This is a genomic window from Massilia aerilata (assembly GCF_042656905.1).
Lineage (GTDB): Bacteria > Pseudomonadota > Gammaproteobacteria > Burkholderiales > Burkholderiaceae_D > Telluria > Telluria aerilata.
This window is the reverse complement of sequence record NZ_JBHSMZ010000016.1, coordinates 417,729-440,785: the sequence shown is the minus strand read 5'-3', so window position 1 is coordinate 440,785 and position 23,057 is coordinate 417,729. Positions and strand designations below refer to the sequence as shown.

The following is a 23,057-nucleotide window of genomic DNA, read 5'->3' as shown; positions in this document are numbered from 1 at the left end:
GGCTCTAGAGCTTTTTCATGTTGAGGCCGCGCTCGAATTCGTTCAGCAGGGCAGTTGCAGTCTCGGCATCTGCACCTGCCGACCGCGTCATATGAACCACGATCCGGTCGCGTTTGCGAGGATCAGTAAGCACAGTGAAGAGATATTCCCGGAACTCCTGGTCCAGGCTAACGCCAGCGTCATACCCGAGCAAAGCGGCGCCCGCCATCGTAAGATCGAATTCACACTGTTCCAGCAAGGCATAGGCATCGTCATAGAGCCGATCATGATTGCCGGCTTCATGGTCGACGTCGTGTGTCGCGCGTCGCGGCTCGATGCCGAAGACGTGACTCATCAGGATATCCCGTGCGGTTGCGCCGACCAGAAGATAGTTGTAGCCGAGTTGCCGGGCCAAGGTGTGGACCGATGCGATGATTTCCAAGGTGACTGGATGGACCGGTTTATCGGCTCGTAACATGTTCGACCACCTCCGAGGCGATCTGCTGTGCCGCTGCGATATTGCGCGAATCTTGGGTCGTGACGAGATCTGCATAGATCAAATGCGGGGGAACCGTGGGGAACCAGTTAGCGAAATAGTCGCTATTCCAGAACATATCGACGACTTCGATTTGTCCTGCAGGGTCTGCACGCAGCCGGAATTGCTGGACCATATTGCGAAGCGCATGCGGGTCTCCCATGTCGATGTAAATCGTACATTCTTCAGGATGCAAATGTTTGGTCAAGTAAGTCGCACCGATCTCACCGCCCCATGCTGAGAGCCGGAGTCCGGGGTTCCAGGTGTTACGAAATTTACCCAGATCGTCGATGGCAAAACGAATCTTTTTCAGCTTGGGCTTCAGCCTGTTGGCGTAACCGCTGGCCCATTCGTTAAGGAACAGTTGCGGCGAGCGGATCATGCGTTTGCCATTGGCAGTTGTGCCGATCAGGCCACGCGCTTCAAGAGTATCGAAGACTTTGCCGATTGCCCCGGTCGATACCATGGCTTGAATCGAGATGTCGCGATATGGAGCATTCAGCAATGACGGATCCGCTAGAAAGGCAAACATCGCTCTGAGGACGGCGGGAGTCATTGTTGCGTCGCTCATCACAGTGCGCACATCCTCGTTTCCGCGCCGGCCGCTGACATAAATGTAGATGCCTTTACCGTTGTTGATGTGGGCATTACCTGCGGTATCGATGAACTGCAGGCCGAGTTCGCGGCAGCGATTTGCCATGTCCTGGCTCAAGGGGGAGCTGACCAGCAAGGTGTGCTGCGTGGTGCCGGGTCTGGCAATCAGGTCGAGCAAAAGTGAGTATCGATCCACTTTATTCTTGACCTCGCAGCGATACCGCAGCGTTTTCCCGCCAATCTGCAGCATGACGGTTACGTCAGGTTCAGTGTTTGCTGGGGAAAAAAATTCCCCATCAACGCCTGCTGAGCTTTTCAACTCATGTAGAGCCTTGGCCAGCAAGCCGGTTTCGTCGCTCAGAAAATTGAGATTGTTCATAAATTATCTAATTTCACGGAACGTGAACGCTAGATAAGTATGAACAAGAAAGTCAAGAATTTCAACATTTTTTTATGTTCACGTAACGTGAACAAGGTTAAAAAATGAACAGACGCAAGCTTACATACTTTGCGCATGTCAATGCGTGAACCTGTCAGCGAGTTACTACGCCAGCAGCTTCTCGATATCGTCCGCAATCTCCTCCGGCTTGGTGGTCGGCGCATACCGCTTCGCCACTTTGCCATCGCGCCCGATCAGGAATTTGGTGAAGTTCCACTTGATCCCCTCGGTGCCCAGCACGCCCGGCGCCTCGCCTTTCAAATGCTTCCACAGTGGATGCGCAGCGTCGCCGTTGACGTCGACCTTGGCGAACATCGGGAAGCTGACGCCGTAGTTCTTTTCGCAGAAGGCGCCGATTTCTTCTTCCGAGCCCGGCTCCTGCGAGCCGAACTGGTTGCAGGGGAAGCCCACCACCTCCAGGCCGCGGCCGTGCAGCTCGCGGTAGACGGACTCGAGCCCCTGGTATTGCGGGGTGAAGCCGCACTTGCTGGCGGTGTTGACGATGAGGAGGACCTTGCCGCGGTATTGGGCGAGGTCGACCGGTTTGCCGTCCAGGGACGTGGCCTGGAAGTCGTATACGTTCATGGATGTCTCCCGCGGGATGCGTTAATCTATCTGTATGCAAGAGTGTACAGCTGGAAGGAAAAGCATGCAGGCAGACATGAATGTTCCGCTCGCCGTCGGGGCCGTACTCAGTGCCGTCGCGGCGCTGCTCCACCTGTGCATCATTGCAGGCGGCCCGGCCTGGTATCGTTTCTTTGGCGCCGGCGAACGCCTCGCGCGGGCGGCCGCGCAGGGCAAGGCTTATCCGGCGCTAGTCACTTTCGGCATTGCCGCGGTGCTCGGTCTCTGGGCCGCCTATGCGCTGGCCGGCGCAGGTCTCATCGGCGCGCTGCCCATGCTGAAGACGGCGCTGGTGGCCATTACCGCCGTCTACATCGTCCGCGGCCTGGGCTATGCGCCGCTGGTGCTGGCGAAGGGCGGCAGGCTCACGCCCTTCGTGGTCTGGAGCTCGCTTATCTGCCTCGCCTACGGCCTGGTGCATTTGCTCGGGCTGGTGCAGCGCTGGCCGACGCTGTAATCTGCTTTTTATTTGGTCAGTCTGGAACTTGGGAAGTGCAAAGAAGTCTTATTCGAGAGAAGTATGGCGGTGAGTTTCACCGTGTCTGCCTGTGGAGGGGAAGGCTCTGGTCCAGTGCGCGAGCATGGGACGAAACCGGCCCTGGCGAAGCAGGAATCCAGTGTCGAAGCTAGGCTTCGCGTTAATCTGGAAGAACGGTCATACACCTGACTCCACGTCGCATCGTCCGTGAATGATTTTCAGTAGGAAGGCTCAGACAATGCCCAGGTGCTCCGTTCCGGCCGACAAATCGCGGTTCTTCGCATGCTTGCTGTTCAGCTTGATGTTCAGGCGCAGGTCGTTGACGGAGTCCGCGTTGCGCAGCGCGTCTTCATACGAAATCTTGTCGAGCTCGTAGAGATCGAACAGCGCCTGGTCGAAAGTCTGCATGCCGAGCTCGCGCGACTTCTTCATGATCTCCTTGATCTCGTGGACCTCGCCCTTGAAGATCAGGTCCGAGATCAGGGGAGAATTCAGCAGGATTTCGATCGCCACCACGCGCCCCTTGGTCTCTTTTCGCGGAATCAAACGCTGCGAGATCAGGCCCTTCAGGTTCAGCGACAAATCCATCAGCAGCTGCTGCCGGCGTTCTTCCGGGAAGAAGTTGATGATCCGGTCCAGCGCCTGGTTGGCGCTGTTGGCGTGCAGGGTCGCCAGGCACAGGTGGCCGGTTTCGGCGAAGGCGATCGCGTGTTCCATCGTCTCGCGGTCGCGGATCTCGCCGATCTGGATCACGTCCGGGGCCTGGCGCAGCGAGTTCTTCAGCGCGGCCTCGAAGCTGTCGGTGTCCACGCCCACTTCGCGCTGGGTGATCACGCAGTTGCGGTGCGGGTGCACGAATTCGACCGGGTCCTCGATGGTGATGATGTGGCCGTAGCTGTTTTCGTTGCGGTAGCCGACCATCGCCGCCAGCGTCGTCGATTTACCGGAGCCGGTGGCGCCGACCATGATGACCAGGCCGCGCTTGGTCATGACCACGTCGCGCAGCACGTCCGGCAGTTCGAGGTCTTCGAAGCGCGGGATGGTGGTGGTGATCACGCGCAGCACCATGCCCACGCAGCCCATCTGCATGAAGGCGGAAACGCGGAAGCGGCCCAGGTCGCCGGGGCTGATCGCGAAGTTCGCTTCCTTCGACAACTCGAACCCGGCGGCCTGCTTGTCGTTCATGATGGCGCGCGCCAGGTCGGCCGTGTGACCGCCTTGCAGGGCCTGGTTCGAGACCGGCGTCATCTTGCCGTCGATCTTGATCGCGGGCGGGAAGCCGGCCGTGATGAACAAGTCGGAGCCGCCCTTGCTGACCATCAGGCGCAGCAGGTCGAACATGAATTTTGAGGCCTGGTCGCGTTCCATCTTCTTTCCTTCTTAGCCCGGGAAGTTCTCGGGGATCTTGGCGGCGCTGCGCGCGGCGGCGGACGAGATCACGTTGCGGCGCACCAGGTCGGTCAGGTTCTGGTCCAGGGTCTGCATGCCGACGCTGGAGCCGGTCTGGATGCTTGAATACATCTGCGCGATCTTGGCTTCGCGGATCAGGTTGCGGATGGCCGGGGTACCGATCATGATCTCGTGCGCGGCCACGCGGCCCGAGCCGTCCTTGGTCTTCAGCAGGGTCTGCGAGATCACGGCCTGCAGCGATTCCGACAGCATCGCGCGCACCATCTCCTTTTCCTCGGCCGGGAAGACGTCGACGATACGGTCGATGGTTTTCGCAGCGGACGAGGTGTGCAGGGTGCCGAACACCAGGTGGCCGGTCTCGGCGGCGGACAGCGCCAGGCGGATGGTCTCGAGGTCGCGCAGCTCGCCGACCAGGATCGCGTCCGGGTCTTCACGCAGCGCCGAGCGCAGCGCGTTGCTGAAGGACAGGGTGTGCGGGCCGACTTCGCGCTGGTTGATCAGGCACTTCTTGGAATCGTGGACGAATTCGATCGGGTCTTCGATCGTCAGGATGTGCCCGTATTCGTTCTCGTTCAGGTGGTTGATCATCGCGGCCAGCGTGGTCGACTTGCCGGAGCCGGTCGGGCCGGTGACAAGCACCAGGCCGCGCGGCTTCATGGCCAGTTCGCCGAAGATCTTCGGCGCGTTCAGTTCTTCCAGGCTGAGGATCTTGGACGGGATGGTCCGCATCACCGCGGAGGCGCCGCGCTCCTGGTTGAAGGCGTTGACGCGGAAGCGCGCCAGGCCCGGAATCGCGAACGAGAAATCGCACTCCAGCATCTCTTCGTACTGCTTGCGCTGGCCGTCGTTCATGATGTCATAGATCATGGAATGCACGTCCTTGTGCTCCATCGCCGGCAGGTTGATGCGGCGGACGTCGCCATGCACGCGGATCATCGGCGGCAGGCCGGCCGACAGGTGCAGGTCCGAGGCCTTGTTCTTGACCGAGAAAGCGAGGAGTTCCGAGATGTCCATTTAGATATAATCCATATCAAACGTCATTCCCGCGAAGGCGGGAATCCAAGTCTTACGGTTAGGTGATCCGACCTTGGGTTCCCGCCTTCGCGGGAACGACGGAAGTGGTTCAGCGCACTGTACGTAACCAAAAAATATTTCCTGTAGAAAACCATTATGTCCACAATCGCCGGGAACTTGCAAGCTGTCGAAGCGACAATCCAGGTGGCCTGCGAGGCTGCCGGCAGGCCCCGTTCGACGGTCCAGCTGCTGGCCGTCTCCAAGACTTTCCCTGCTGAGGCGGTGCTGGAAGCCGTCGCGGCGGGCCAGCGCGCCTTCGGCGAGAACTATCTGCAGGAAGGTGTCGACAAGATCGCGGCTGTCGCAAAAGCGCTACCCGATACCCGGCTGGAATGGCACTTCATCGGCCCGATCCAGTCGAACAAGACGCGCCCGATCGCCGCCAGTTTCGACTGGGTGCATACGGTCGAGCGCCTCAAGATCGCGCAGCGCCTGGCCGAGCAGCGTCCGCCCGAACTCGGCCCGCTGAACATCTGCCTGCAGGTGAACATCAGCGGCGAAGCCAGCAAGAGCGGCGTCACGCCCGACGAGCTGCCCGAGCTGGCCAGGCAGGTCGCCGCGCTGCCGAACCTGCGCCTGCGCGGCCTGATGGCCATCCCCGAACCCCAGATTGACCCCGAGCTGCAGCGCGTCCCCTTTGCGCGCCTGCGCGAACTGGCCCAGGCCATCGTCAAGTCCGGCATCCATCTCGACACCCTGTCGATGGGGATGTCGAGCGACATGCGCGCGGCCGTGCTGGAAGGCGCGAGCATCGTGCGCGTGGGCAGCGCCATCTTCGGTGCCCGCCACTACGAATAGAGCGCGCTCTTGAAAGGACTACCATGAAAATCAGCTTCATCGGCGGCGGCAACATGGCCACCGCCCTCATCGCCGGCCTGGCCGGCAAGGTCGCGCAAGCAGGCGACATCCACGTGATCGATCCGAACCCGGAGGCGCTGGATAAACTGCGCGGCCAGTACGGCGTGACGAGCTCGCCGGAGATCGGCGCCGCGGTGGCAGGCAGCGACGTGATCGTGCTGGCCGTGAAGCCCCAGCAGATGCGCGAGGTGGCGTTGCGCCTGCAGTCGCAATTGGACGCGCGTCCGCTGGTGCTGTCGATCGCCGCGGGCATCCGCGGCACCGATTTGTCACGCTGGCTGGGCGGCTACGGCGCCATCGTGCGCACCATGCCGAATACGCCGGCCCTGATCGGCCAGGGCATCAGCGGCATGGTGGCCATGGCCGGCGTCAGCGCGGCGCAAAAGGACGCCGCGGACAGCATCCTGCGCGCAGTCGGCAAGACCGTGTGGCTGGACTCGGAAGACCAGATCGATCCGGTGACGGCGGTCTCGGGCAGCGGTCCGGCCTATGTGTTCTTCTTCCTCGAAGCGATGCAGCAGGCGGCGCTGGAGATGGGCCTGAGCGCCGAGCAGGGCCGGGAACTGGCGCTCGCCACCTTTACCGGCGCGGCCCAGCTGGCGGCGCAGTCCGAGGAGCCGGCCGAGGTGCTGCGCCAGCGCGTGACTTCAAAAGGCGGCACCACCTACGCGGCCATCGCCAGCATGGAGCAGGCTGGCGTGAAGCAGGCCATCGTCGATGCGATGAAGGCGGCGGCGGCGCGCGGGCGCGAGCTGGGTGAGGAGCTGGGCAAGGACGCCGTTTAAGCCACGAATTCAACCATTCGTCGGAAGACCCTGTTTGGATAAGTTGCTGGCGTGTTAATGTTAGGCATCTATTCAACCGGGGTTCTCGCATGCGCATCCGTTCCTTCCTGATCCTGCTGGCCGTCGCCGGCAGCGCCCACGCCGCCGATTCGATCAACATCGGCCATCGCACCGACTCGGAGGAAGCCAAGCCCATGGCCTGGCGCTTCCAACTGCTGGAAAAGGCCCTGACCACGTTCGCGAAGCGCGCGGCCGAACAAGCGCCGGGCGCGAAGCTGACGTTCCGTCTCCCGAAAGTGGATGCGGCGGAGGGCGGCAACCAGGTCGAGATCGTCGGCGCGGACCACCATGTCCCGCTGCAGATGACATCCAACACCAGCTTCGTGCTGAAACTCGGCACCCTGGCCGAGGACGACGATGCAATGGTGGTCGTGAACCGCAATTTCCCGAAGGGCGAGTTCAACCACCCGCTGGTGCAGGTGCGCTCGCCGGGGCTGCCGGACGGCGTGCGGCGCATGGGCGACCTGCGCCTGGCCTGCACGGCGCAGATGGAGATGGCGAAGTCGGAAGGACTCAAGTTCCGTGCGGCGCTGGCAACCGCCAGTCTGTTCGGCTTCAAGGTCTGCGACAAGCTGGAAGCCGCCAAGGTCGAGGAGCCGTCCGGGAAATACGATACCGTGACGATCGAGGACCGCGCGCGCCGCCTGGTGCATGCGGCCAAGGACAAGCATCAGCCGGAACTGGGCGACAAGGCCTGGTCCGACGATGCGCGCATCAGCTACACGCTGAACGGCCAGCCGGTCCAATAGAACGCTTGATGTCGCCGCCGGCCGACCTATACTTTGCTTGTAAGGCCCTGGCCAGGAGGCCATCATGACGCGAAAATATATCGACTGCCGCGAATTTCCGAGCGAAATGAACTGCAGCATCACGATCGCGGCGGACCGCGAGGATGAATTGATCGAGGCCGCGGCCCAGCACGCGGTAGCTGTGCACAAGCACACGGATACGCCCGAGCTGCGCCAGCAGCTGAAACAGATCATGCACGAGGGGCGGCCGCCCGGGTAGCGATGCACCGTGCGGGAGGCCGCACGGCCAGGTCTTATCGCCGGAACTGCGCCAGCAACGCCAGCCCGCGCTGGGCCATGCGCCAGGCCGGCATGACCGATCCCGCCAGCGCCAGCACGCGCTTGCGGCGCAGCAGCGTCAGGCCCAATCCCGCGCCGAGCGCGCCCAGCACCAGCTTCTTGTGGCCGACCACATAGCCGGCCAGCGGATGATCCAGCACGGCGGCAGGCCGCAGCGCCTGCAGTTCGTAGGCCAGGCCGGTGCGCTGCTCGGCGCAGCGTTCGACCAGTTCCTTGCGGCGTTCGGCGAGGGTCGGCTTATTCATCGATCGCTCCCGCGTGCGCAGCGGCCGCCGTGTGGCGCACGTAGTCGACGTCCTTGCGCAGCTCGGCCAGGGTGTCCGCGAACAGCGGCGTCTGGGCGTTCAGTTTCGAACGCACCGACATCACGATGCCGCCGGCGCCGGCGGCCAGCAGCACCGCCATCGCGGCCACCGCCTGCAGGCGATAGCTATCCCAGAACAGCAAGATGACGAACAGCGCCACCAGCATCGCGGCGCCGGCCGCGAGGAAGACCGCCAGCAGCGTCCACGCGAGGTAGCCGAGCAGGCGGCGCGCGTCTTCCTGGAATTCGACGGCGGCCAGTTCCAGCCGCGTGCCGACCATGGCCACCAGGGTCGATGCGATGCGGCCCGCGGCTGCGAACACGGCCATTATTTACGGGCGATCAGCATGCCGATCACGACACCGACGGCGGCGCCGATGCCGACCGACTTCCAGGGATTTTCCTGCACATACTCGTCGGTGGCCTTGGCGGCGACCTTGGTCTTCTCGACCACGGCCTGCTCCAGGCGGATGATGTCGTCCTTGGCCTTGACGATGGTGCGCTCGAACTTGGCCTTGGCGGCCTTGAATTCCTCGCCGGTCAGCGAACCGCTGTGGCGCAGCCAGGCTTCGGCGTCCTGGATCACGGTCTTCAGGTCGGACAGCAGCTGGTCGCGGGCGCCGGTCTGGGTCGGGATTTTTTCCATCATGCTTAAACCTCTTCGGATTGGTTGTGTATTACCGTCAATATTAACCGAATGCATAGTCTAGCGCGACACCTGCGAACAGTGCGGCGCCCAACCAGTTGTTATGACGGAACGCGGCGAAGCACTTCATGCGGTCGCGGTCCCTGATCAGGGTGTAGTGGTACAGCGCCATCCCGGCCGCCACGGCCACGCCGGCGACGAAGCACCAGCGCAGGCCCAGCATCCAGCCGCACACCAGGTCGATGCCCAGCGCCGCGGCGTAGCAGAACATGACGGCGGCGACGTCCATGCGGCCAAAGGTAATTGCCGAGGTGCGCATGCCCAGCTTGATATCGTCGTCGCGGTCGACCATCGCGTATTCCGTGTCGTAGGCCACGGCCCAGAACACGTTCGCCACCAGCAGCCACCAGGCGATGGCCGGCACCCGGTTCTGCACGGCCGCGAAGGCCATCGGGATGCCGAAGCCGAAGGCGATGCCCAGATAGGCTTGCGGGATGGCGAAGAAGCGCTTGAAGTAGGGGTAGCTGCCGGCCACGATCACGGCCACCACCGACAATTGCTTGGTGAGCGTATTCAGCGGCAGGATCAGCAGGAAGGAGACGATGGCCAGCACTGCCGCCACCATCACCGCTTCCCAGCCTTGGATGCGGCCGCTGGTCAGCGGGCGGTCGACGGTGCGCTTGACGTGGCGGTCGAAGTCGCGGTCGGCGTAGTCGTTGATCGCGCAGCCGCTCGAGCGCATCAGCGCGGTGCCGAGCACGAAGATGACGAGGATCGCCGGATCGGGATGGCCGTTCGACGCCATCCACAAGGCCCAGAGCGTGGGCCACAGCAGCAGCAGGATGCCGATCGGCTTGTCGGCCCGGATCAGGCGGAAGTAGAGCGCCAGCTTGTTCATCGCGAGTTCTATCTAATTGAAAATTGGCAAGCTCAGGATTTTAGCCTGTTCGTGGCGCACGATCGACTATGCACAAAGTATGGCGAACCCGGCCGGGCTACGATCGCGGCTTTCGATGACAAAAAAACCATGAGGAGGCAGGCATGCAGTTCGCAAGTATCGTGGTGGCGGCCGGTATCGGGCTGGGCTGTTGTGCGCTGGCCGATGCCGGCTCCAGGTCGGGCGAGGCCAGGGCGGACCGGATCGAGGCCGACTGGACGGAAGCGCAGTCGCTGCGCGAGTTGCCGGCCGGGGTACAGGCCCTGCTGGGCGTGGGCCTGGGCGAGGAGGGCGGGATTGCCGACCGCGGCGACCGCTTCAACGCCAGCGACGTGACCGGCGGCGGCCTGCCTCAGCGCCGCTTCGCGCTCGGCGCCGTCAACGGCGACACGGCCGTGGTGGCGGTCGAGCAGGGCGGACGCGGCTACCAGGTGCAGACGATGGAGTTCAGGCAGGTCGGCGCGACCTGGGAGCCGGTACGCTGCACGGTGGGTATCGCAGCGCCGCGGCGCAGCGCGGAGCTGCTGGAAAATATCGCGGCGCGCAAGGCCGCCGCACCGGGCGCCTGCCGGCTGCCCGGCTTCCATCCGGAGCCGGAGCCGGCGGCGACGGCGGCCACCACCGCCGTCCCGGCCGCGGCCGTTCAGACCCGGCTCAAGCCGCGGCCTGGAGCGTGACCATCTCCACGCCGGGCAGCCCGCAATCGGCCACCGCGTTGACCACGGCGTCGATGGCGGCGCGGCGGGTAAAGCTCTTGCGCCAGACGATCACCACGCGGCGCGAGGGCGCCGGTTCCTGGAAGGGCACGAAGGTCAGCATGCCGTTCGGGTCCTTCATGTCCGGCACCGAGGCGCGCGGCAGCACGGTCAGGCCGATGCCGCTGGCGACCATGTGGCGGATGGTCTCCAGCGAGGAGCCCTCGAAGGTGCGCTGCATGCCGTTGCCGGCGCTGGGGGAGGACGAGAAGCGCGCCATCTCCGGGCAGACTTCCAGCACCTGGTCGCGGAAGCAGTGGCCCGCGCCCAGCAGCAGCATGGTCTCGCTTTTCAGGTCCTCGGCGGAGATGTCCTTGCGCGTGGCCCAGGGGTGGTTGCGCGGCATCGCGACCACGAAGGGCTCGTCGTAGAGCGGCTGCACCGCCATGCCGTGTTCCGGCAGCGGCAGCGCCATGATGGCGGCGTCGAGTTCGCCCTGGCGCAGCAGCTCGAGCAGCTTGACCGTGAAATTTTCCTGCAGCACGAGCGGCATCTGCGGCACCTTGTCGATCAGGTTCTTCACCAGCGGCGGCAGCAGATACGGGCCGATGGTGTAGATCACGCCCAGGCGCAGCGGACCGGAAAGCGGATCCTTGTTCTGCTTGGCCAGCTCCTTGATGGCGGCGGTCTGCTCCAGCACGCGCTCGGCCTGGGCCACGATCTGCGCGCCCAGCGGCGTGACGGAGACTTCGGAGCCGCCGCGTTCGAACAGCGTCACGCCCAGTTCGTCCTCGAGCTTCTTGATGGCGACAGACAAGGTCGGCTGCGCAACAAAGCAGGCCTCGGCGGCATGGCCGAAATGGCGGGCGCGTGCAACAGCAACAATATATTTAAGTTCGGTCAGGGTCATAGGCTTCCGGATTACAACAGTGGCGCCGGCTGGAGATATTGAGCACTATTTTACCGATAAAGCTGTGGATATAATTGGCCGCTCCGGGCAGTGTTGCCCAGCGTTAATAAAAAGGCCACCATGTCCTCCACCTTCGGCCCGGCGGAAGCCCAGGCGTACACGCACAAGCTGCTGACCGTGATGCAGCAGCAAGGCGGTTCCGATCTCTTCATTTCCGTGGACTTCCCGCCCAGCATGAAGCACCAGGGCGCGATGAAGCCGCTCAGCAGCCAGCGCCTGACCGGCGAGGTGACGCGCGCGCTGGCCCTGTCGCTGATGAACGAGCGCCAGCGCGCCGAGTTCGAGGCCGAGATGGAGTGCAATTTCGCGATCTCGCTGCCGAACGTGTGCCGCTTCCGCGTCAACGTCTTCGTGCAGCAGCAGAGCGTGGGCATGGTGGTGCGGACCATCGCCTCCGAAATCCCGACTTTCGAGAAGCTCGACCTGCCCGATGTGCTGAAGGACGTCGTGATGACCAAGCGCGGCCTGGTGCTGGTCGTCGGCGGCACCGGTTCCGGCAAGTCGACCACGCTGGCGGCCATGATCGACTACCGCAACGCCAACTCGGCCGGCCACATCATCACGGTCGAGGACCCGGTCGAATACGTCCACAAGAACAAGAGCTGCCTGGTCACGCACCGCGAAGTCGGCGTCGATACCCACTCCTGGCACAACGCGCTGAAGAACACGCTGCGCCAGGCGCCGGACGTGATCCTGATCGGCGAGATCCGCGACACCGAAACGATGGAACACGCGATCGCCTTCGCCGAGACCGGCCACCTGTGCCTGGGTACCCTGCACGCGAACAACGCCAACCAGACCATGGACCGGATCATCAACTTCTTCCCGGAAGAGAGAAGGCCGCAGCTGCTGATGGATTTGTCGGCCAACCTGCGCGCGATCGTGTCGCAGCGCCTGATCCGCACCGAGGACGGCAAGGGCCGCAAGGCCGCCATCGAGATCCTGCTGAACACCCCGACCATCAGCGAGATGATCCTGAAGGGGAACTTCCACGGCATCAAGGAGATCATGCACAAGTCGCGCGAACTCGGCATGTGCACCTTCGACCAGGCGCTCTACGAGCTCTATAACGCCGGCTACATCGGCTACGACGAAGCGATCCGCAACGCCGACTCGGCCAACGGCCTGCGCCTGCAGATCAAGCTGTCGGGCGAACGCCGCGGCCCGGGTGGCGAGGGCGCCGCATCGAAGGCCGAGCTGTCGATGATGGTGGAAGAGGAACCGGAAGCAGGCGATAATTAACCCGTCGTTCCCGCGAAGGCGGGAACCCAAGTTCATTTACCCATGCCAACCTTCGAACAAAAACTCACCACCCGCGCCGAACTCCAGCAGCGCGTCGCCCAGCTGCCGAAACCCGTCGTCCTCACCAACGGCGTCTTCGACATCCTGCACCGCGGCCACGCCACCTACCTGGCCCAGGCCCGCGAACTGGGCGCCTCGCTGGTGGTCGCCGTCAACACCGACGCCTCCGTCAAACGTCTCGGCAAGGGCGACGACCGCCCGCTGAACAAGATGGAAGACCGCATGGCCGTGCTGGCCGCGCTGGAGTCGGTCAGCCTGGTCGTCGAATTCGACGAGGACACCGCACTGGACGTGGTGCGGGAAGCCCGCCCCGACATCTACGCCAAGGGCGGCGACTACGTCATGACCGCCATCCCGGAAGGGAAAGAGGTCATCGCCCAGGGCGGCAAGGCGGTCGCGATCGACTTCGCGCACGACCGCTCGACCACAAAATTGGTGGCGAAGATTCGCCAGTTCGGCGGATAGGGATCAGCCGCCGGCGGCTTTCGCAGCCGGTTCCGCGCCCAGGGCCTTCAGGCGTTCGATCGCATGCCCATGGCCCGGATTCAGTTCGAGCACGCGGCGGTACTGCCCGATCGCCAGCTGGCGTTCGTCGACCGCCTCGTAGGCTTCGGCCAGGCTGTCGGCGATGTTGTCCCAGTCGGGCGCCAGCTTCGTGCCGAGCCGGAAGACCGATACCGCTTCCTTCTTGCGGCCGCTGCGCAGCAAGTCGTAGCCGTAGATATTCAGCCACACCGGATCGAGCGCGAACGCCGGGTTCGCCGCATGCATGCTGTCGTAGACCGCCTGCGCGTGCTCGTAGCCGCCCGATTGCAAGGTGCGCACGAAGGCTTCCAGCGTCGGCGGGGTACCACGGCCCTTGCGGCGCTCCACCGACAGCATGTGCGCAGGCGCCTTGTTGGCCGAGGGCTGGTTGTCCAGGAAGGCCATGGCCTGCGCGTCGTTCTTCAGGTAGGCGTCGAGGAAGCGTGCCACGTAGCGCGCGGTCCAGCTGTGCGCCAGCGAGACTTCGTCGCGTGAATATTCGTTGAAACGCTTGTCGTTCGCGAAGTGCAGGCTGACCGAGGCAAAGTCGCCGTGCGTCATCGGCCGCATGGTCACGATGGTCATGTCCGCATAGGTCATCTCGTTCAACAGGCTGTAGTCGAGCTTCTTCTTGCCCTTCACGAGCGCCTCGATGGACTCGCGTTCGCGGCCCACGTACAGCATCGGCACCGCCAGCCGTGCCGGGGTAGCGTACCTGGCGGCGTCCTTGCCGCCGTCGACGTATTGCGGATAGCTGCGCACCGAACCGTCCAGGCTCACCAGCGCGCGGATGCGGTCATCCCTGGCGGCCGCCAGCACGTTGGCCAGTCCGCCCCAGCTGAAGCCGGCCACGGCGATGCGCGACATGTCGGCCTGCGGCATGGCCTGGGCCTGGCCGATCAGGAAGGCGATGTCGGCGGCCTGCGCCTCCAGCCCCTCGAGGTCGTCCGTCATGGCCTTGCTGCGCGCGCCCATCGAGCGGCTGGCGATCACGATGTAGCCGTGGCTGGCCAGGTATTCGCACAGTTCGGCGTTTTCGGTCGCATAGGAGGAGTGGCTGGCCGCATAGATCACGACCGGGAACTTGCCGCTTGCGGCGGGCGCATCCTTGCTGGCCCACATCGGCTGGGTCTGCGCCTGGCGGGCGAGCGCCGGCGGCAGGCCGGCGAGGGCCATGTCGGTCGCGCGCTGCACCTCGGCCGCGGTCAGCCAGGGCGTGTCTTCGGTCGCCCAGGTGGCGGCGTAGTCGCGCCAGGCAAGCGGCTTGCCCCTGGCCCTGGCCGGATACCAGATGACCGCCTGGATCGGCCGCGCGCGCTCGTGCGTCTCGGGCTGGCCCGTTACCAGGTCGAAGGCGGGACGGTAGACGCGCGAGTAGTCGTAGTGGGACTTGACCTGCACGCCCACCGGGTAGGGGCCGGGCTCGTTCGAGAAGACGAAAGTGTCGGCGGCGCCGGCCGTTGCGCTTGCGGCCAGCAGCAGGAGTGTGAAAAGTCTGGGCATCGGTAGCGGCTTGATGAAGTGGAAAGTCTTCATCCTAGCCGCCAACCCGCTGCGGGTGTAGCTGGTAAATCTTGCAGCCAGGCCCAGCCCGGAGCTCAGCCGCCGCCCGCGTAGCCGTTCTGGCGCCAGGCCTCATACACCACCACCGCCACCGTGTTCGACAAGTTCAGGCTGCGGTTCCCCGGCATCATCGGCAGGCGGATGCGCTGGGCCGGCGGGAAGGATTCGCGCAGGGCCGGATCCAGGCCGCGCGATTCGGCGCCGAACACGAACACGTCGCCGGGCTGGAAGGCGGCGTCACCGAAGGGCGATGAGCCGTGGGTGGTCATGGCGAACATGCGGGAGGTATCCGGTTTGGCGTCATCCAGGAAGGCTTGCCAGTTCTTGTGCACCTTCATGGTCGCGTAGTCGTGGTAGTCGAGGCCGGCGCGGCGCATCTTGGCGTCGTCCAGCGGAAAGCCCAGCGGCTCGATCAGGTGCAGCTGCGCGCCCGTGTTGGCGCACAGGCGGATGACGTTGCCGGTGTTCGGCGGGATTTCGGGTTCGACCAGTACGACGTGAAACAAATTCTTCTCCTCGACAAATGGATGGCGGCGCGCTGCCGTTCCAGGGCGGCAGCATAGCGCAGATCGGCGTGACCGACGCCTGCTGCGTTGCAAACGCGCCCTATCAGGATAGCTGATGTAAATACACTGGCGGATTCGGCCGTGGTTTCTATACTGAGTGGACGCGTTTTCGACCGACGATGTACTTGTGCATATGGAGGAAACATGAACCGCTCCCGTTTTGCCCGCCGCCATCTGTGGATGGCCCTCGTCCTGGCTGCCGCCGGCACGGCGCCGCTGCTGGCCGGCGCCGGCTCCGGCGATGACGACCGTGCCAGCGCTTCGCTCGACGACAACGACGGCCGTGTCCAGCGCGGCCGTGAAATCGTCCCGCCCGGCGTCATCCTCAACCTGAAGGGCAAGCAGCGCGGCCTGGTCTGGCTGGGCAGTTACATCGTCAACACCACCGGCTGCGTCGACTGCCACACCCACCCCAGCTATTCGCCCGGCGGCGATCCCTTCCAGGGACAGCCCGAGCGCGTCAACGCCGAGCAATACATGTCGGGCGGGCGCATGTTCGGCCCAGCCATCACCGCACCCAACCTCACGCCGGACAATGCAGGGCGCCCGGCCGGCCTCACGCGCGACGAATTCGTGCAGACGCTGCGCACCGGTCACAATCCCCACGATCCGGCCGGCCAGATCCTGCAAGTCATGCCCTGGCCGGCAGTCGGCAAGATGAGCACGCGCGACCTGCATGCGATGTACGAATACCTGCGCGCGCTTCCTTCCCTGCCCGATAATCCGCATCCCGGTCCGTGAAACCTCACGCGCGCGGCGGCGTGCGCGCAAACACCAGGTTGCTGACGCGGGCCGCGCCAAAGCGCTTGCAGGTGGCCGCCAGTTCCTCCAGCGTGTGGCCGCTGGTCATGACGTCGTCGACCAGGCCGACGTGGCGCCCTTCGATCAGGTCCGGGTCGGCGATGGCGAAGGCGCCGCGGATGTTCTCGGCGCGCTCGTGCGGCGTGACGCCGGACTGGGCGCGGGTGTCCAGTTGGCGCAGGGCCAGCGCGGGCTGCAGGGCGACGCCGAGCAGCCTGGATAAGGGCCTGGCGATTTCCAGGGCCTGGTTGTAGCCGCGCTCGACCAGGCGGGCGGGGCCCAGTGGGACCGGGCACAGCAGGTCGGGCAGGGGCAGGCCGGGTCTCGCCAGGATGGCGTCGCGCAGCCGTTCCGCGAACCAGGGAGCCAAGGGCAGGCGGGCGCTGAATTTGAGTTGCAGGACCAGGTGGTCGAGGGGTGGGGTGTAGTCGACGGCGAAGATGGTGGTGTCGTAGGAGGGCGGATACGAGAGGCAGACTTCGCAGGTGTTCTCGTCGCCATCGCTACGCGGGCTGAGCCTGGATTCCCGCCTGCGCGGGAATGACGGGACGAGGGGGTTCGCGCACCTCTGGCAGCGATTTGTGACTGGCAAGCAAAAATGATCGCTGCAGGGGGGACAGACGACGCCCGCGCAGCCGCCGCCGCACAGGGCGCAGCTCGAGGGCAGCAGCAGTCGCAGCAGGCGTGAGGAAAGCGGCACAGGCATGGGCGTCCGATCGGTCGAGGCTCTATCCTGTACACTCCCGCCATTGCTCCATTTGACCGCGGTTAATGATGTCTTCGCCCCAATCCCCCTCCAAAATGAGCGCGCCGATCGACCAGGCGCGCGTTTGCCAGCTGTTTGCCGACCCGGCCCGCGTGGCGCCGTCGGATTTCCTGCGCCGCGAAATCGCCGGCCGCATGTTCGAGCGCCTGTCGCTGGTGAAGAATTCGCCGCAGCAGGTGCTGGATGCCGGCTGCGGCGCCGGCGCCGACCTGGCCCAGCTGCAGAAAGCCTATCCGGCCGCCCAGGTGATCGGGATGGACGCGGTGCCGGCCATGCTGCGCGCCGCCGGCGATGCGGCACAGGCGCCGCGCTCCTTCCTCAGCCGCCTGCTGCCGGCCAAGAGCGGCATCGACCTGGTGTGCGCGGACTTCGGCCAGCTGCCGCTCGGCCCGAACTCGATCGATCTCGTATGGTCGAACCTGGCATTGCACTGGCATCCGCAGCCGGACCGCGTGTTCGCGGAATGGCGCCGCGTGCTGCGCGTGGAGGGCCTGCTGATGTTCTCGAACTTCGGCCCGGACACCTTCCGCGAGCTGCGCAATGCCTTTGCGGCAATGGACGAAACCCCGCACACGCTGCCCTTCGTGGACATGCACGACTTCGGCGACCAGCTGGTGGAGGCGGGCTTCACCACGCCGGTGATGGACATGGAAACGATCACGGTCACCTATGACACGGCCGAGGCGCTGCTGCGGGATGTGCGCGCCTTCGGCGGCAATCCGCTCGCCACGCGCCGCCGCGGCCTGGTCGGGCGCGCCGCCTGGCAGCGCATGCTGGACGCCCTGGAAAGCCAGCGCCGTCCGGACGGCAAGCTGGGCCTCAGCTTCGAGGTGATCTACGGCCACGCCTTCCGGCCGGCGCCGAAGACGACGGCTGCAGGGGAGGCCATCGTGCGCTTCCAGCCGCGCCCGCAACCCCCGCGTCCCCAGTGACAAAAAAAATTTTGCCGCAGTGCATCATGCAACAGCCATGCCGTTGGAGTAATTTTCCTTGAATAAAAATTAGCGATTTCAGTATAATCAATGACACTTTTTTCGACTTACGTAGTCATCACGCTAAAAACTTAAGCAAAAACAGCGTGAAGTCGAACTGGTTGCAGCAACACCAAAGGCTTCGGAAACCGTGTTTTGCGGTCCGGGGCCCGAGCAAGCAGATTCATCTTGGTCCTTGTAGTCCCTGATGGTCGGTGTTTGCAGGAAGGATTTCGGAGCGGCGGCAGTTCGTTCATGGAAGTGCCGGCCTCTTAGGAAAATTCATTTTTTTTGGGTGGTTGGGGACAACATGACTTATGCAAAGCGATTAAAAGCGGCGATGTTCGGTCTCGCGGCAGGGGGCGGCATGCCCGTCCTGGCGTGGGCCGAGCCCGAGGTGATCGGGCGGCCGGCAGTACACCAGCTCAACATGCAGCCTGCCGTAACGGGCATCGGCGACTATATCTACAGCCTGCACAACTGGATGATGATCGTCTGCCTGATCATCTTCTTCGCCGTGTTCGGCGTCATGTTCTATTCGGTGTTCAAGCACCGCAAATCGCTGGGCCACAAACCGGCAACCTTCCACGAATCCACCGCCGTCGAGATCGCCTGGACGGTGGTTCCCTTCCTGATCGTGATCGGCATGGCGCTGCCCGCCACCCACGCGGTCGTCGCCATGAAGGACACCTCGAACCCGGACCTGACCATCAAGGTCACCGGCATGCAGTGGAAGTGGGGCTATGACTACCTGAAGGGCGAAGGCGAGGGCATCTCCTTCCTGTCCAACCTGTCGACCCCGCGCAGCGCCGTCGGCGAGCCGGGCGTGGCGCCGACCACCGCGCGCACCGAGACCTACCTGCTCGAAGTCGACAATGAAGTCGTGGTGCCGGTGAACAAGAAGGTCCGCCTGGTGCTGACCGCCAACGACGTCATCCACTCCTGGACGATTCCGGCCTTCGCCGTCAAGCAGGATGCGATTCCGGGCTTCGTGCGCGACGCCTGGTTCAAGGCCGAAAAGGTCGGCACCTACCGCGGCAACTGCGTCGAGCTGTGCGGCAAGGAGCACGCCTTCATGCCGATCGTCGTGAAAGTCGTCTCGGCGGAGGACTACAGCGCCTGGGTCAACACCAAGAAGAAGGAAATGGCGGCCCTGGCCGACGATCCGAGCAAGGTCTGGACCATCGACGAACTGAAGACCAAGGGCGAGAAGGTCTACGCCGCCAACTGCGTGGCCTGCCACCAGGCCAGCGGCCAGGGCGTGCCGAGCGCCTTCGCCGCGCTGGTCGGCTCGCCGGTCGTGCTGGGCCCGAAAGCGGAACAGATCAACGTCCTGCTGAACGGCAAGCACAGCGGCAAGTTCCCGAGCGCGATGCCGGCATGGAAGCAGCTGTCGGATTCCGACATCGCGTCCGTGATCACCTATACCCGTAACAACTGGACCAACAAGGCCGACGAGAACATCGTGCAGCCTTCGGAAGTCCTGGCCGCCCGCGGCAAATAAGCGTTTGGAATCGGAGACATAGAAATGAGTTCCAGCATCGATCACGCACACGACCTGCACGGTCATGACCACGCGCACGACCATGCGCACGACCACCCAACCGGCCTGCGCCGCTGGCTGTTCGCCACCAACCACAAGGACATCGGCACCCTGTACCTGTGGTTCGCCTTCGCCATGCTGCTTTCGGGCGGCGTGCTGGCGCTGATGATCCGCACCGAGCTGTTCCAGCCCGGCCTGCAGTTCTTCCGTCCCGAGTTCTTCAACCAGCTGACCACCATGCACGGCATCGTGATGGTGTTCGGCGCGATCATGCCGGCCTTCGTCGGCTTCGCCAACTGGATGATCCCGCTGCAGGTGGGCGCTTCCGACATGGCCTTCGCGCGCATGAACAACTTTTCGTTCTGGCTGCTGCCGCCGGCCGCGATCCTGCTGGCCACGTCCTTCTTCGTGCCGGGCGGCGCCACCGCCGCCGGCTGGACCCTGTACGCACCGCTGTCGACCCAGATGGGCCCGGGCATGGACATGGCGATCTTCGCCCTGCACATCATGGGCGCGTCGTCGATCATGGGCTCGATCAACATCATCGTCACCATCCTGAACATGCGCGCGCCCGGCATGACCCTGATGAAGATGCCGATGTTCTGCTGGACCTGGCTGATCACCGCCTACCTGCTGATCGCCGTGATGCCGGTGCTGGCGGGCGCCATCACCATGACCCTGACCGACCGCCACTTCGGCACCTCCTTCTTCAACGCGGCAGGCGGTGGCGACCCGGTGATGTACCAGCACATCTTCTGGTTCTTCGGCCACCCCGAGGTCTACATCATGATCCTGCCGGCCTTCGGCATCGTCTCGCAGATCATCCCGGCCTTCGCCCGCAAGCCGCTGTTCGGCTATGCCTCGATGGTGTACGCGACCGCGTCGATCGCGATCCTGTCCTTCATCGTCTGGGCCCACCACATGTTTACCACCGGCATGCCGGTGACTTCGCAGCTGTTCTTCATGTACGCCACCATGCTGATCGCGGTGCCGACCGGCGTGAAGGTGTTCAACTGGGTCGCCACGATGTGGAAGGGCTCGATGACCTTCGAGACGCCGATGCTGTTCGCGGTCGGCTTCATCTTCGTGTTCACGATGGGCGGCTTCACCGGCCTGATCCTGGCCGTGACCCCGATCGACATCCAGGTGCAGGACACCTATTACGTGGTGGCCCACTTCCACTACGTGCTGGTGGCCGGCTCGCTGTTCGCGCTGTTCGCCGGCTTCTACTACTGGGCGCCGAAATGGACCGGCCATATGTATCCTGAATTCCGCGGCAAGATGCACTTCTGGAATTCGCTGATCTGGTTCAACGTGACCTTCTTCCCGATGCACTTCCTGGGCCTGGCCGGCATGCCGCGCCGTTACGCCGACTACGCCGTGCAGTTCACCGACTTCAACCAGATCGTGTCGATCGGCGCCTTCGGTTTCGGCCTGAGCCAGGTGTACTTCCTGTTCTTCGTGGTGATCCCGACCATCCGCGGCGGCCAGAAGGCGGAAGCGAAACCCTGGGAAGGCGCGGAAGGCCTGGAGTGGACCGTGCCGAGCCCGGCCCCGTTCCACACCTTCGAGAACCCGCCGCTGGTGAAGTGAGATGATGATGGCTGAGCATGGCCCCGAGCGCGACGCGGCGCTGCGCAGGAAGAACAGGCGCACCGCCTTGCTGGTCGGCGGCCTGGCGCTGTTCTTCTTCGTGCTGCTGTTCGTCAAGCGGCTCTGGCTGAACTGAGATGGCTGAGCAGAGCGGACGCCTCGCGCTGAACCGCACGACCTTCGTCAAGCTGGTCGTGGTGGCCTGCGTGATGTTCGGCTTCGGCTATGCGCTGGTGCCGGTCTACCGCCAGGTGTGCGAGGTGTTGGGCATCAACGTGCTGACGCAGAAGGACGGCACGGTGGAGCGGCCCGCCAACACCCAGGTCGACCTGTCGCGCACCGTCACCGTGGAACTCGACGGTAACGCGCAGGGGCCGTGGCGCTTCCGCCCGACCCAGCGCAGCATCGACGTGCATCCGGGCGAGATGGCCACCGTGGTCTACGAGGTCGTCAACACCCAGGCGCGCACCGTGAAGGCGCAAGCCATCCCGAGCTACGCGCCGCAGTCGGCGATGCCGCATTTTAAAAAGGTCGAGTGCTTCTGCTTCAAGGAGCAGGTGCTGAAGCCGAACGAGGCGCGCCAGATGCCGGTCGTGTTCTTCATCGATCCGGCGCTGCCGCGCGAAGTGAAGAACATCACGCTGTCGTACACCTTCTTCGAGGTGGGCGGCGCGGTGGCCAGCCAATGAGCGGGCCGAAAAAAGCCGGTTTCGGCGCCACGATGAAGGCCGTGTTCTGGTCCTTCTTCGGGGTCCGCAAGCGCAAGGATTACGAGCACGACGCCGCCAACCTGAACCCGGTCTACGTGATCGTCGGCGGCTTGATCGGGGCGGCGGTCTTCATCGGCATCCTGCTTTTCGTGGTGCGGATGGCGGTCGCAAAATAAAGAAAAGAATCAAGCGGTAACAGAAATTCGACAAATCAGAAGTTCGTTTGAGGAGATGAGAATGAGTTCGCCACACAATGCTGCGCCGTACTATTTCGTCCCCGGCCCCTCGCGGTGGCCGATGGCTGGCGGCTTTTCGATGCTCGCCACCATGGCCGGCGCCGCCGGCTGGGTCAATGGCGCTTCCTGGGGACCGGGCGTGTGCATCGCCGGCATCCTGGCCATGCTGGTGGTGCTGTACTTCTGGTTCGGCGACGCCATCGGCGAATCGGAATCGGGCCAGTACAGCGCCCGCATCGACAGCTCCTACCGCTGGTCGATGAGCTGGTTCATCTTCTCGGAAGTGATGTTCTTCGGCGCCTTTTTCGGTGCGCTGTTCTATGCGCGCGCCATTTCGATGCCTTGGCTGTCCGACCTCGACCACAAGGTGATCTGGCCGGACTTCGCGGGCCACTGGGGCAACATCGGCCCGGCCGGCACCGTCGAGTCCTTCAACACCATGGGCCCGTTCCCGATCCCGACCATCAATACCGCGCTGCTGCTGACCTCGGGCGTCACGCTGACCATCGCCCACCACGCCCTGCGCGCCGGCCACCGCGCCCAGACCGCGATCTGGCTGTTCGCCACGATCCTGCTGGGCGCCGTCTTCATGGGCTTCCAGGCCTATGAGTACCACCATGCCTACACCGAACTGAACCTGAAGCTCACCTCGGGCATCTACGGCTCGACCTTCTTCATGCTGACCGGCTTCCACGGCTTCCACGTGACCATGGGCGCGATCATGCTGTCGGTGGTGCTGTACCGCGTACTGAAAGGGCACTTCACGCCGGAGCACCACTTTGCCTTCGAGGGGGCCGCGTGGTACTGGCACTTCGTGGACGTGGTCTGGCTGGGCTTGTACGTGGTGGTGTACTGGCTGTAAGAAGGCCTCGCAAGGAACGAGAACCGCGCATCATGAACGTCGTCCCCGCGCAGGCGGGGATCCAAGTTTGCATGCAATTCGTTAGCTCAAGCAGAACTTGGGTCCCCGCCTGCGCGGGGACGACGTTTACAGGCCCGCGACGT

At 64.0% G+C, this 23,057-nt stretch carries 29 protein-coding genes; 16 read left to right on the top strand and 13 right to left on the bottom strand.

Annotated elements, in window-relative coordinates; translation table 11 throughout:
- Positions 1–4: 4 nt before the first annotated feature.
- The 3 genes from ACFPO9_RS21500 to ACFPO9_RS21490 all read right to left on the bottom strand — a co-directional run bounded on the left by ACFPO9_RS21500 (position 5) and on the right by ACFPO9_RS21490 (position 2,132).
- Positions 5–421, bottom strand: a complete 417-nt coding sequence (locus ACFPO9_RS21500) for a hypothetical protein (protein ID WP_379774678.1) — start codon at positions 419–421, stop codon at positions 5–7.
- Between the two features lie 19 nt (positions 422–440).
- Complete coding sequence (locus tag ACFPO9_RS21495) at positions 441–1,487, bottom strand: type IV toxin-antitoxin system AbiEi family antitoxin (protein ID WP_379774676.1); 1,047 nt, start codon at positions 1,485–1,487, stop codon at positions 441–443.
- A gap of 165 nt (positions 1,488–1,652) precedes the next feature.
- The gene (locus tag ACFPO9_RS21490; protein ID WP_379774674.1) at positions 1,653–2,132 is read right to left on the bottom strand and encodes a glutathione peroxidase; all 480 of its coding nucleotides are present in this window, start codon (positions 2,130–2,132) and stop codon (positions 1,653–1,655) included.
- A gap of 76 nt (positions 2,133–2,208) precedes the next feature.
- Between ACFPO9_RS21490 and ACFPO9_RS21485 the strand changes: the two genes are divergently transcribed.
- Positions 2,209–2,628, top strand: coding sequence for a hypothetical protein (locus ACFPO9_RS21485; protein WP_379774672.1), 420 nt, complete (start codon positions 2,209–2,211; stop codon positions 2,626–2,628).
- Between the two features lie 252 nt (positions 2,629–2,880).
- Here ACFPO9_RS21485 and ACFPO9_RS21480 read toward each other — a convergent pair whose 3' ends face one another.
- A complete protein-coding gene (locus ACFPO9_RS21480) occupies positions 2,881–4,017 on the bottom strand; it encodes a PilT/PilU family type 4a pilus ATPase (RefSeq protein ID WP_379774670.1) in 1,137 nt (378 codons plus the stop codon).
- A gap of 12 nt (positions 4,018–4,029) precedes the next feature.
- Positions 4,030–5,073: a type IV pilus twitching motility protein PilT gene (locus tag ACFPO9_RS21475; RefSeq protein WP_379774668.1), complete on the bottom strand. Its 1,044-nt coding sequence runs from the start codon at positions 5,071–5,073 to the stop codon at positions 4,030–4,032.
- A 156-nt stretch (positions 5,074–5,229) separates the two neighbouring features.
- Here ACFPO9_RS21475 and ACFPO9_RS21470 point away from each other — a divergent pair, with 156 nt between their 5' ends.
- The 4 genes from ACFPO9_RS21470 (at position 5,230) to ACFPO9_RS21455 (ending at position 7,844) form a co-directional block, all read left to right on the top strand.
- Complete coding sequence (locus tag ACFPO9_RS21470; protein WP_379774665.1) at positions 5,230–5,931, top strand: YggS family pyridoxal phosphate-dependent enzyme; 702 nt, start codon at positions 5,230–5,232, stop codon at positions 5,929–5,931.
- 23 nt (positions 5,932–5,954) lie between these two features.
- Complete coding sequence (gene proC, locus ACFPO9_RS21465; protein WP_379774662.1) at positions 5,955–6,776, top strand: pyrroline-5-carboxylate reductase; 822 nt, start codon at positions 5,955–5,957, stop codon at positions 6,774–6,776.
- 89 nt (positions 6,777–6,865) lie between these two features.
- Positions 6,866–7,585 carry a hypothetical protein gene (locus tag ACFPO9_RS21460; protein WP_379774659.1) on the top strand — a complete coding sequence of 240 codons (720 nt, stop codon included), beginning with the start codon at positions 6,866–6,868 and terminating at the stop codon, positions 7,583–7,585.
- A 64-nt stretch (positions 7,586–7,649) separates the two neighbouring features.
- Positions 7,650–7,844 carry a DUF1059 domain-containing protein gene (locus ACFPO9_RS21455; protein ID WP_379774656.1) on the top strand — a complete coding sequence of 65 codons (195 nt, stop codon included), beginning with the start codon at positions 7,650–7,652 and terminating at the stop codon, positions 7,842–7,844.
- Positions 7,845–7,878: 34 nt separating this feature from the next.
- Here ACFPO9_RS21455 and ACFPO9_RS21450 read toward each other — a convergent pair whose 3' ends face one another.
- From ACFPO9_RS21450 to ubiA, 4 genes are read right to left on the bottom strand one after another with little or no spacing between them, the layout of a single operon-like run.
- Entirely contained in the window at positions 7,879–8,169 is a 291-nt protein-coding gene (locus ACFPO9_RS21450) for a hypothetical protein (protein ID WP_379774654.1), read from the bottom strand.
- The gene (locus ACFPO9_RS21445; protein ID WP_379774652.1) at positions 8,162–8,557 is read right to left on the bottom strand and encodes a phage holin family protein; all 396 of its coding nucleotides are present in this window, start codon (positions 8,555–8,557) and stop codon (positions 8,162–8,164) included. The genes ACFPO9_RS21450 and ACFPO9_RS21445 overlap by 8 nt, the downstream gene beginning before the upstream one ends.
- Complete coding sequence (locus tag ACFPO9_RS21440; protein ID WP_230020333.1) at positions 8,557–8,877, bottom strand: ElaB/YgaM/YqjD family protein; 321 nt, start codon at positions 8,875–8,877, stop codon at positions 8,557–8,559. Before ACFPO9_RS21440 ends, ACFPO9_RS21445 begins: the two co-directional genes overlap by 1 nt.
- Positions 8,878–8,917: 40 nt before the next feature.
- The gene (gene ubiA / locus ACFPO9_RS21435) at positions 8,918–9,772 is read right to left on the bottom strand and encodes a 4-hydroxybenzoate octaprenyltransferase (protein WP_379774649.1); all 855 of its coding nucleotides are present in this window, start codon (positions 9,770–9,772) and stop codon (positions 8,918–8,920) included.
- A 143-nt stretch (positions 9,773–9,915) separates the two neighbouring features.
- Here ubiA and ACFPO9_RS21430 point away from each other — a divergent pair, with 143 nt between their 5' ends.
- Positions 9,916–10,488: a hypothetical protein gene (locus tag ACFPO9_RS21430; protein WP_379774646.1), complete on the top strand. Its 573-nt coding sequence runs from the start codon at positions 9,916–9,918 to the stop codon at positions 10,486–10,488.
- Here the strand turns inward: ACFPO9_RS21430 and ACFPO9_RS21425 are convergent.
- Entirely contained in the window at positions 10,466–11,416 is a 951-nt protein-coding gene (locus ACFPO9_RS21425) for a hydrogen peroxide-inducible genes activator (RefSeq protein ID WP_379774643.1), read from the bottom strand. The two genes, ACFPO9_RS21430 and ACFPO9_RS21425, sit on opposite strands and share 23 nt — an antisense overlap.
- Positions 11,417–11,536: 120 nt before the next feature.
- Between ACFPO9_RS21425 and ACFPO9_RS21420 the strand changes: the two genes are divergently transcribed.
- Positions 11,537–12,718: a PilT/PilU family type 4a pilus ATPase gene (locus ACFPO9_RS21420; protein ID WP_379774640.1), complete on the top strand. Its 1,182-nt coding sequence runs from the start codon at positions 11,537–11,539 to the stop codon at positions 12,716–12,718.
- 42 nt (positions 12,719–12,760) lie between these two features.
- The gene (gene rfaE2, locus ACFPO9_RS21415) at positions 12,761–13,243 is read left to right on the top strand and encodes a D-glycero-beta-D-manno-heptose 1-phosphate adenylyltransferase (RefSeq protein WP_379774637.1); all 483 of its coding nucleotides are present in this window, start codon (positions 12,761–12,763) and stop codon (positions 13,241–13,243) included.
- Positions 13,244–13,246: 3 nt separating this feature from the next.
- On the opposite strand, the gene ACFPO9_RS21410 is transcribed toward rfaE2, so the two are convergent.
- Positions 13,247–14,839, bottom strand: coding sequence for a CocE/NonD family hydrolase (locus ACFPO9_RS21410; protein WP_379774634.1), 1,593 nt, complete (start codon positions 14,837–14,839; stop codon positions 13,247–13,249).
- 62 nt (positions 14,840–14,901) lie between these two features.
- The gene (trmL, locus tag ACFPO9_RS21405; protein WP_379774632.1) at positions 14,902–15,372 is read right to left on the bottom strand and encodes a tRNA (uridine(34)/cytosine(34)/5-carboxymethylaminomethyluridine(34)-2'-O)-methyltransferase TrmL; all 471 of its coding nucleotides are present in this window, start codon (positions 15,370–15,372) and stop codon (positions 14,902–14,904) included.
- A 204-nt stretch (positions 15,373–15,576) separates the two neighbouring features.
- Between trmL and ACFPO9_RS21400 the strand changes: the two genes are divergently transcribed.
- Complete coding sequence (locus ACFPO9_RS21400) at positions 15,577–16,173, top strand: hypothetical protein (RefSeq protein WP_379774630.1); 597 nt, start codon at positions 15,577–15,579, stop codon at positions 16,171–16,173.
- Between the two features lie 4 nt (positions 16,174–16,177).
- Here the strand turns inward: ACFPO9_RS21400 and ACFPO9_RS21395 are convergent, their stop codons facing one another.
- Positions 16,178–16,825 (bottom strand): ComF family protein, encoded by a 648-nt coding sequence (locus ACFPO9_RS21395; RefSeq protein ID WP_379774627.1) that lies wholly within the window; start codon positions 16,823–16,825, stop codon positions 16,178–16,180.
- Between the two features lie 209 nt (positions 16,826–17,034).
- Here ACFPO9_RS21395 and ACFPO9_RS21390 point away from each other — a divergent pair, with 209 nt between their 5' ends.
- The 7 genes from ACFPO9_RS21390 to ACFPO9_RS21360 all read left to right on the top strand — a co-directional run bounded on the left by ACFPO9_RS21390 (position 17,035) and on the right by ACFPO9_RS21360 (position 22,914).
- Complete coding sequence (locus ACFPO9_RS21390) at positions 17,035–17,931, top strand: methyltransferase domain-containing protein (protein ID WP_379774624.1); 897 nt, start codon at positions 17,035–17,037, stop codon at positions 17,929–17,931.
- A gap of 349 nt (positions 17,932–18,280) precedes the next feature.
- A complete protein-coding gene (coxB, locus tag ACFPO9_RS21385) occupies positions 18,281–19,474 on the top strand; it encodes a cytochrome c oxidase subunit II (protein WP_379774621.1) in 1,194 nt (397 codons plus the stop codon).
- A gap of 24 nt (positions 19,475–19,498) precedes the next feature.
- A complete protein-coding gene (ctaD, locus tag ACFPO9_RS21380; RefSeq protein ID WP_379774618.1) occupies positions 19,499–21,106 on the top strand; it encodes a cytochrome c oxidase subunit I in 1,608 nt (535 codons plus the stop codon).
- 1 nt (position 21,107) lies between these two features.
- Positions 21,108–21,242: a hypothetical protein gene (locus ACFPO9_RS21375; RefSeq protein WP_379774615.1), complete on the top strand. Its 135-nt coding sequence runs from the start codon at positions 21,108–21,110 to the stop codon at positions 21,240–21,242.
- A 1-nt stretch (position 21,243) separates the two neighbouring features.
- A complete protein-coding gene (locus tag ACFPO9_RS21370; RefSeq protein ID WP_379774613.1) occupies positions 21,244–21,795 on the top strand; it encodes a cytochrome c oxidase assembly protein in 552 nt (183 codons plus the stop codon).
- Complete coding sequence (locus ACFPO9_RS21365) at positions 21,792–21,992, top strand: DUF2970 domain-containing protein (protein ID WP_379774611.1); 201 nt, start codon at positions 21,792–21,794, stop codon at positions 21,990–21,992. The genes ACFPO9_RS21370 and ACFPO9_RS21365 overlap by 4 nt, the downstream gene beginning before the upstream one ends.
- 61 nt (positions 21,993–22,053) lie before the next feature.
- Complete coding sequence (locus ACFPO9_RS21360; RefSeq protein ID WP_379774608.1) at positions 22,054–22,914, top strand: cytochrome c oxidase subunit 3; 861 nt, start codon at positions 22,054–22,056, stop codon at positions 22,912–22,914.
- The last annotated feature ends 143 nt before the right edge of the window (positions 22,915–23,057 follow it).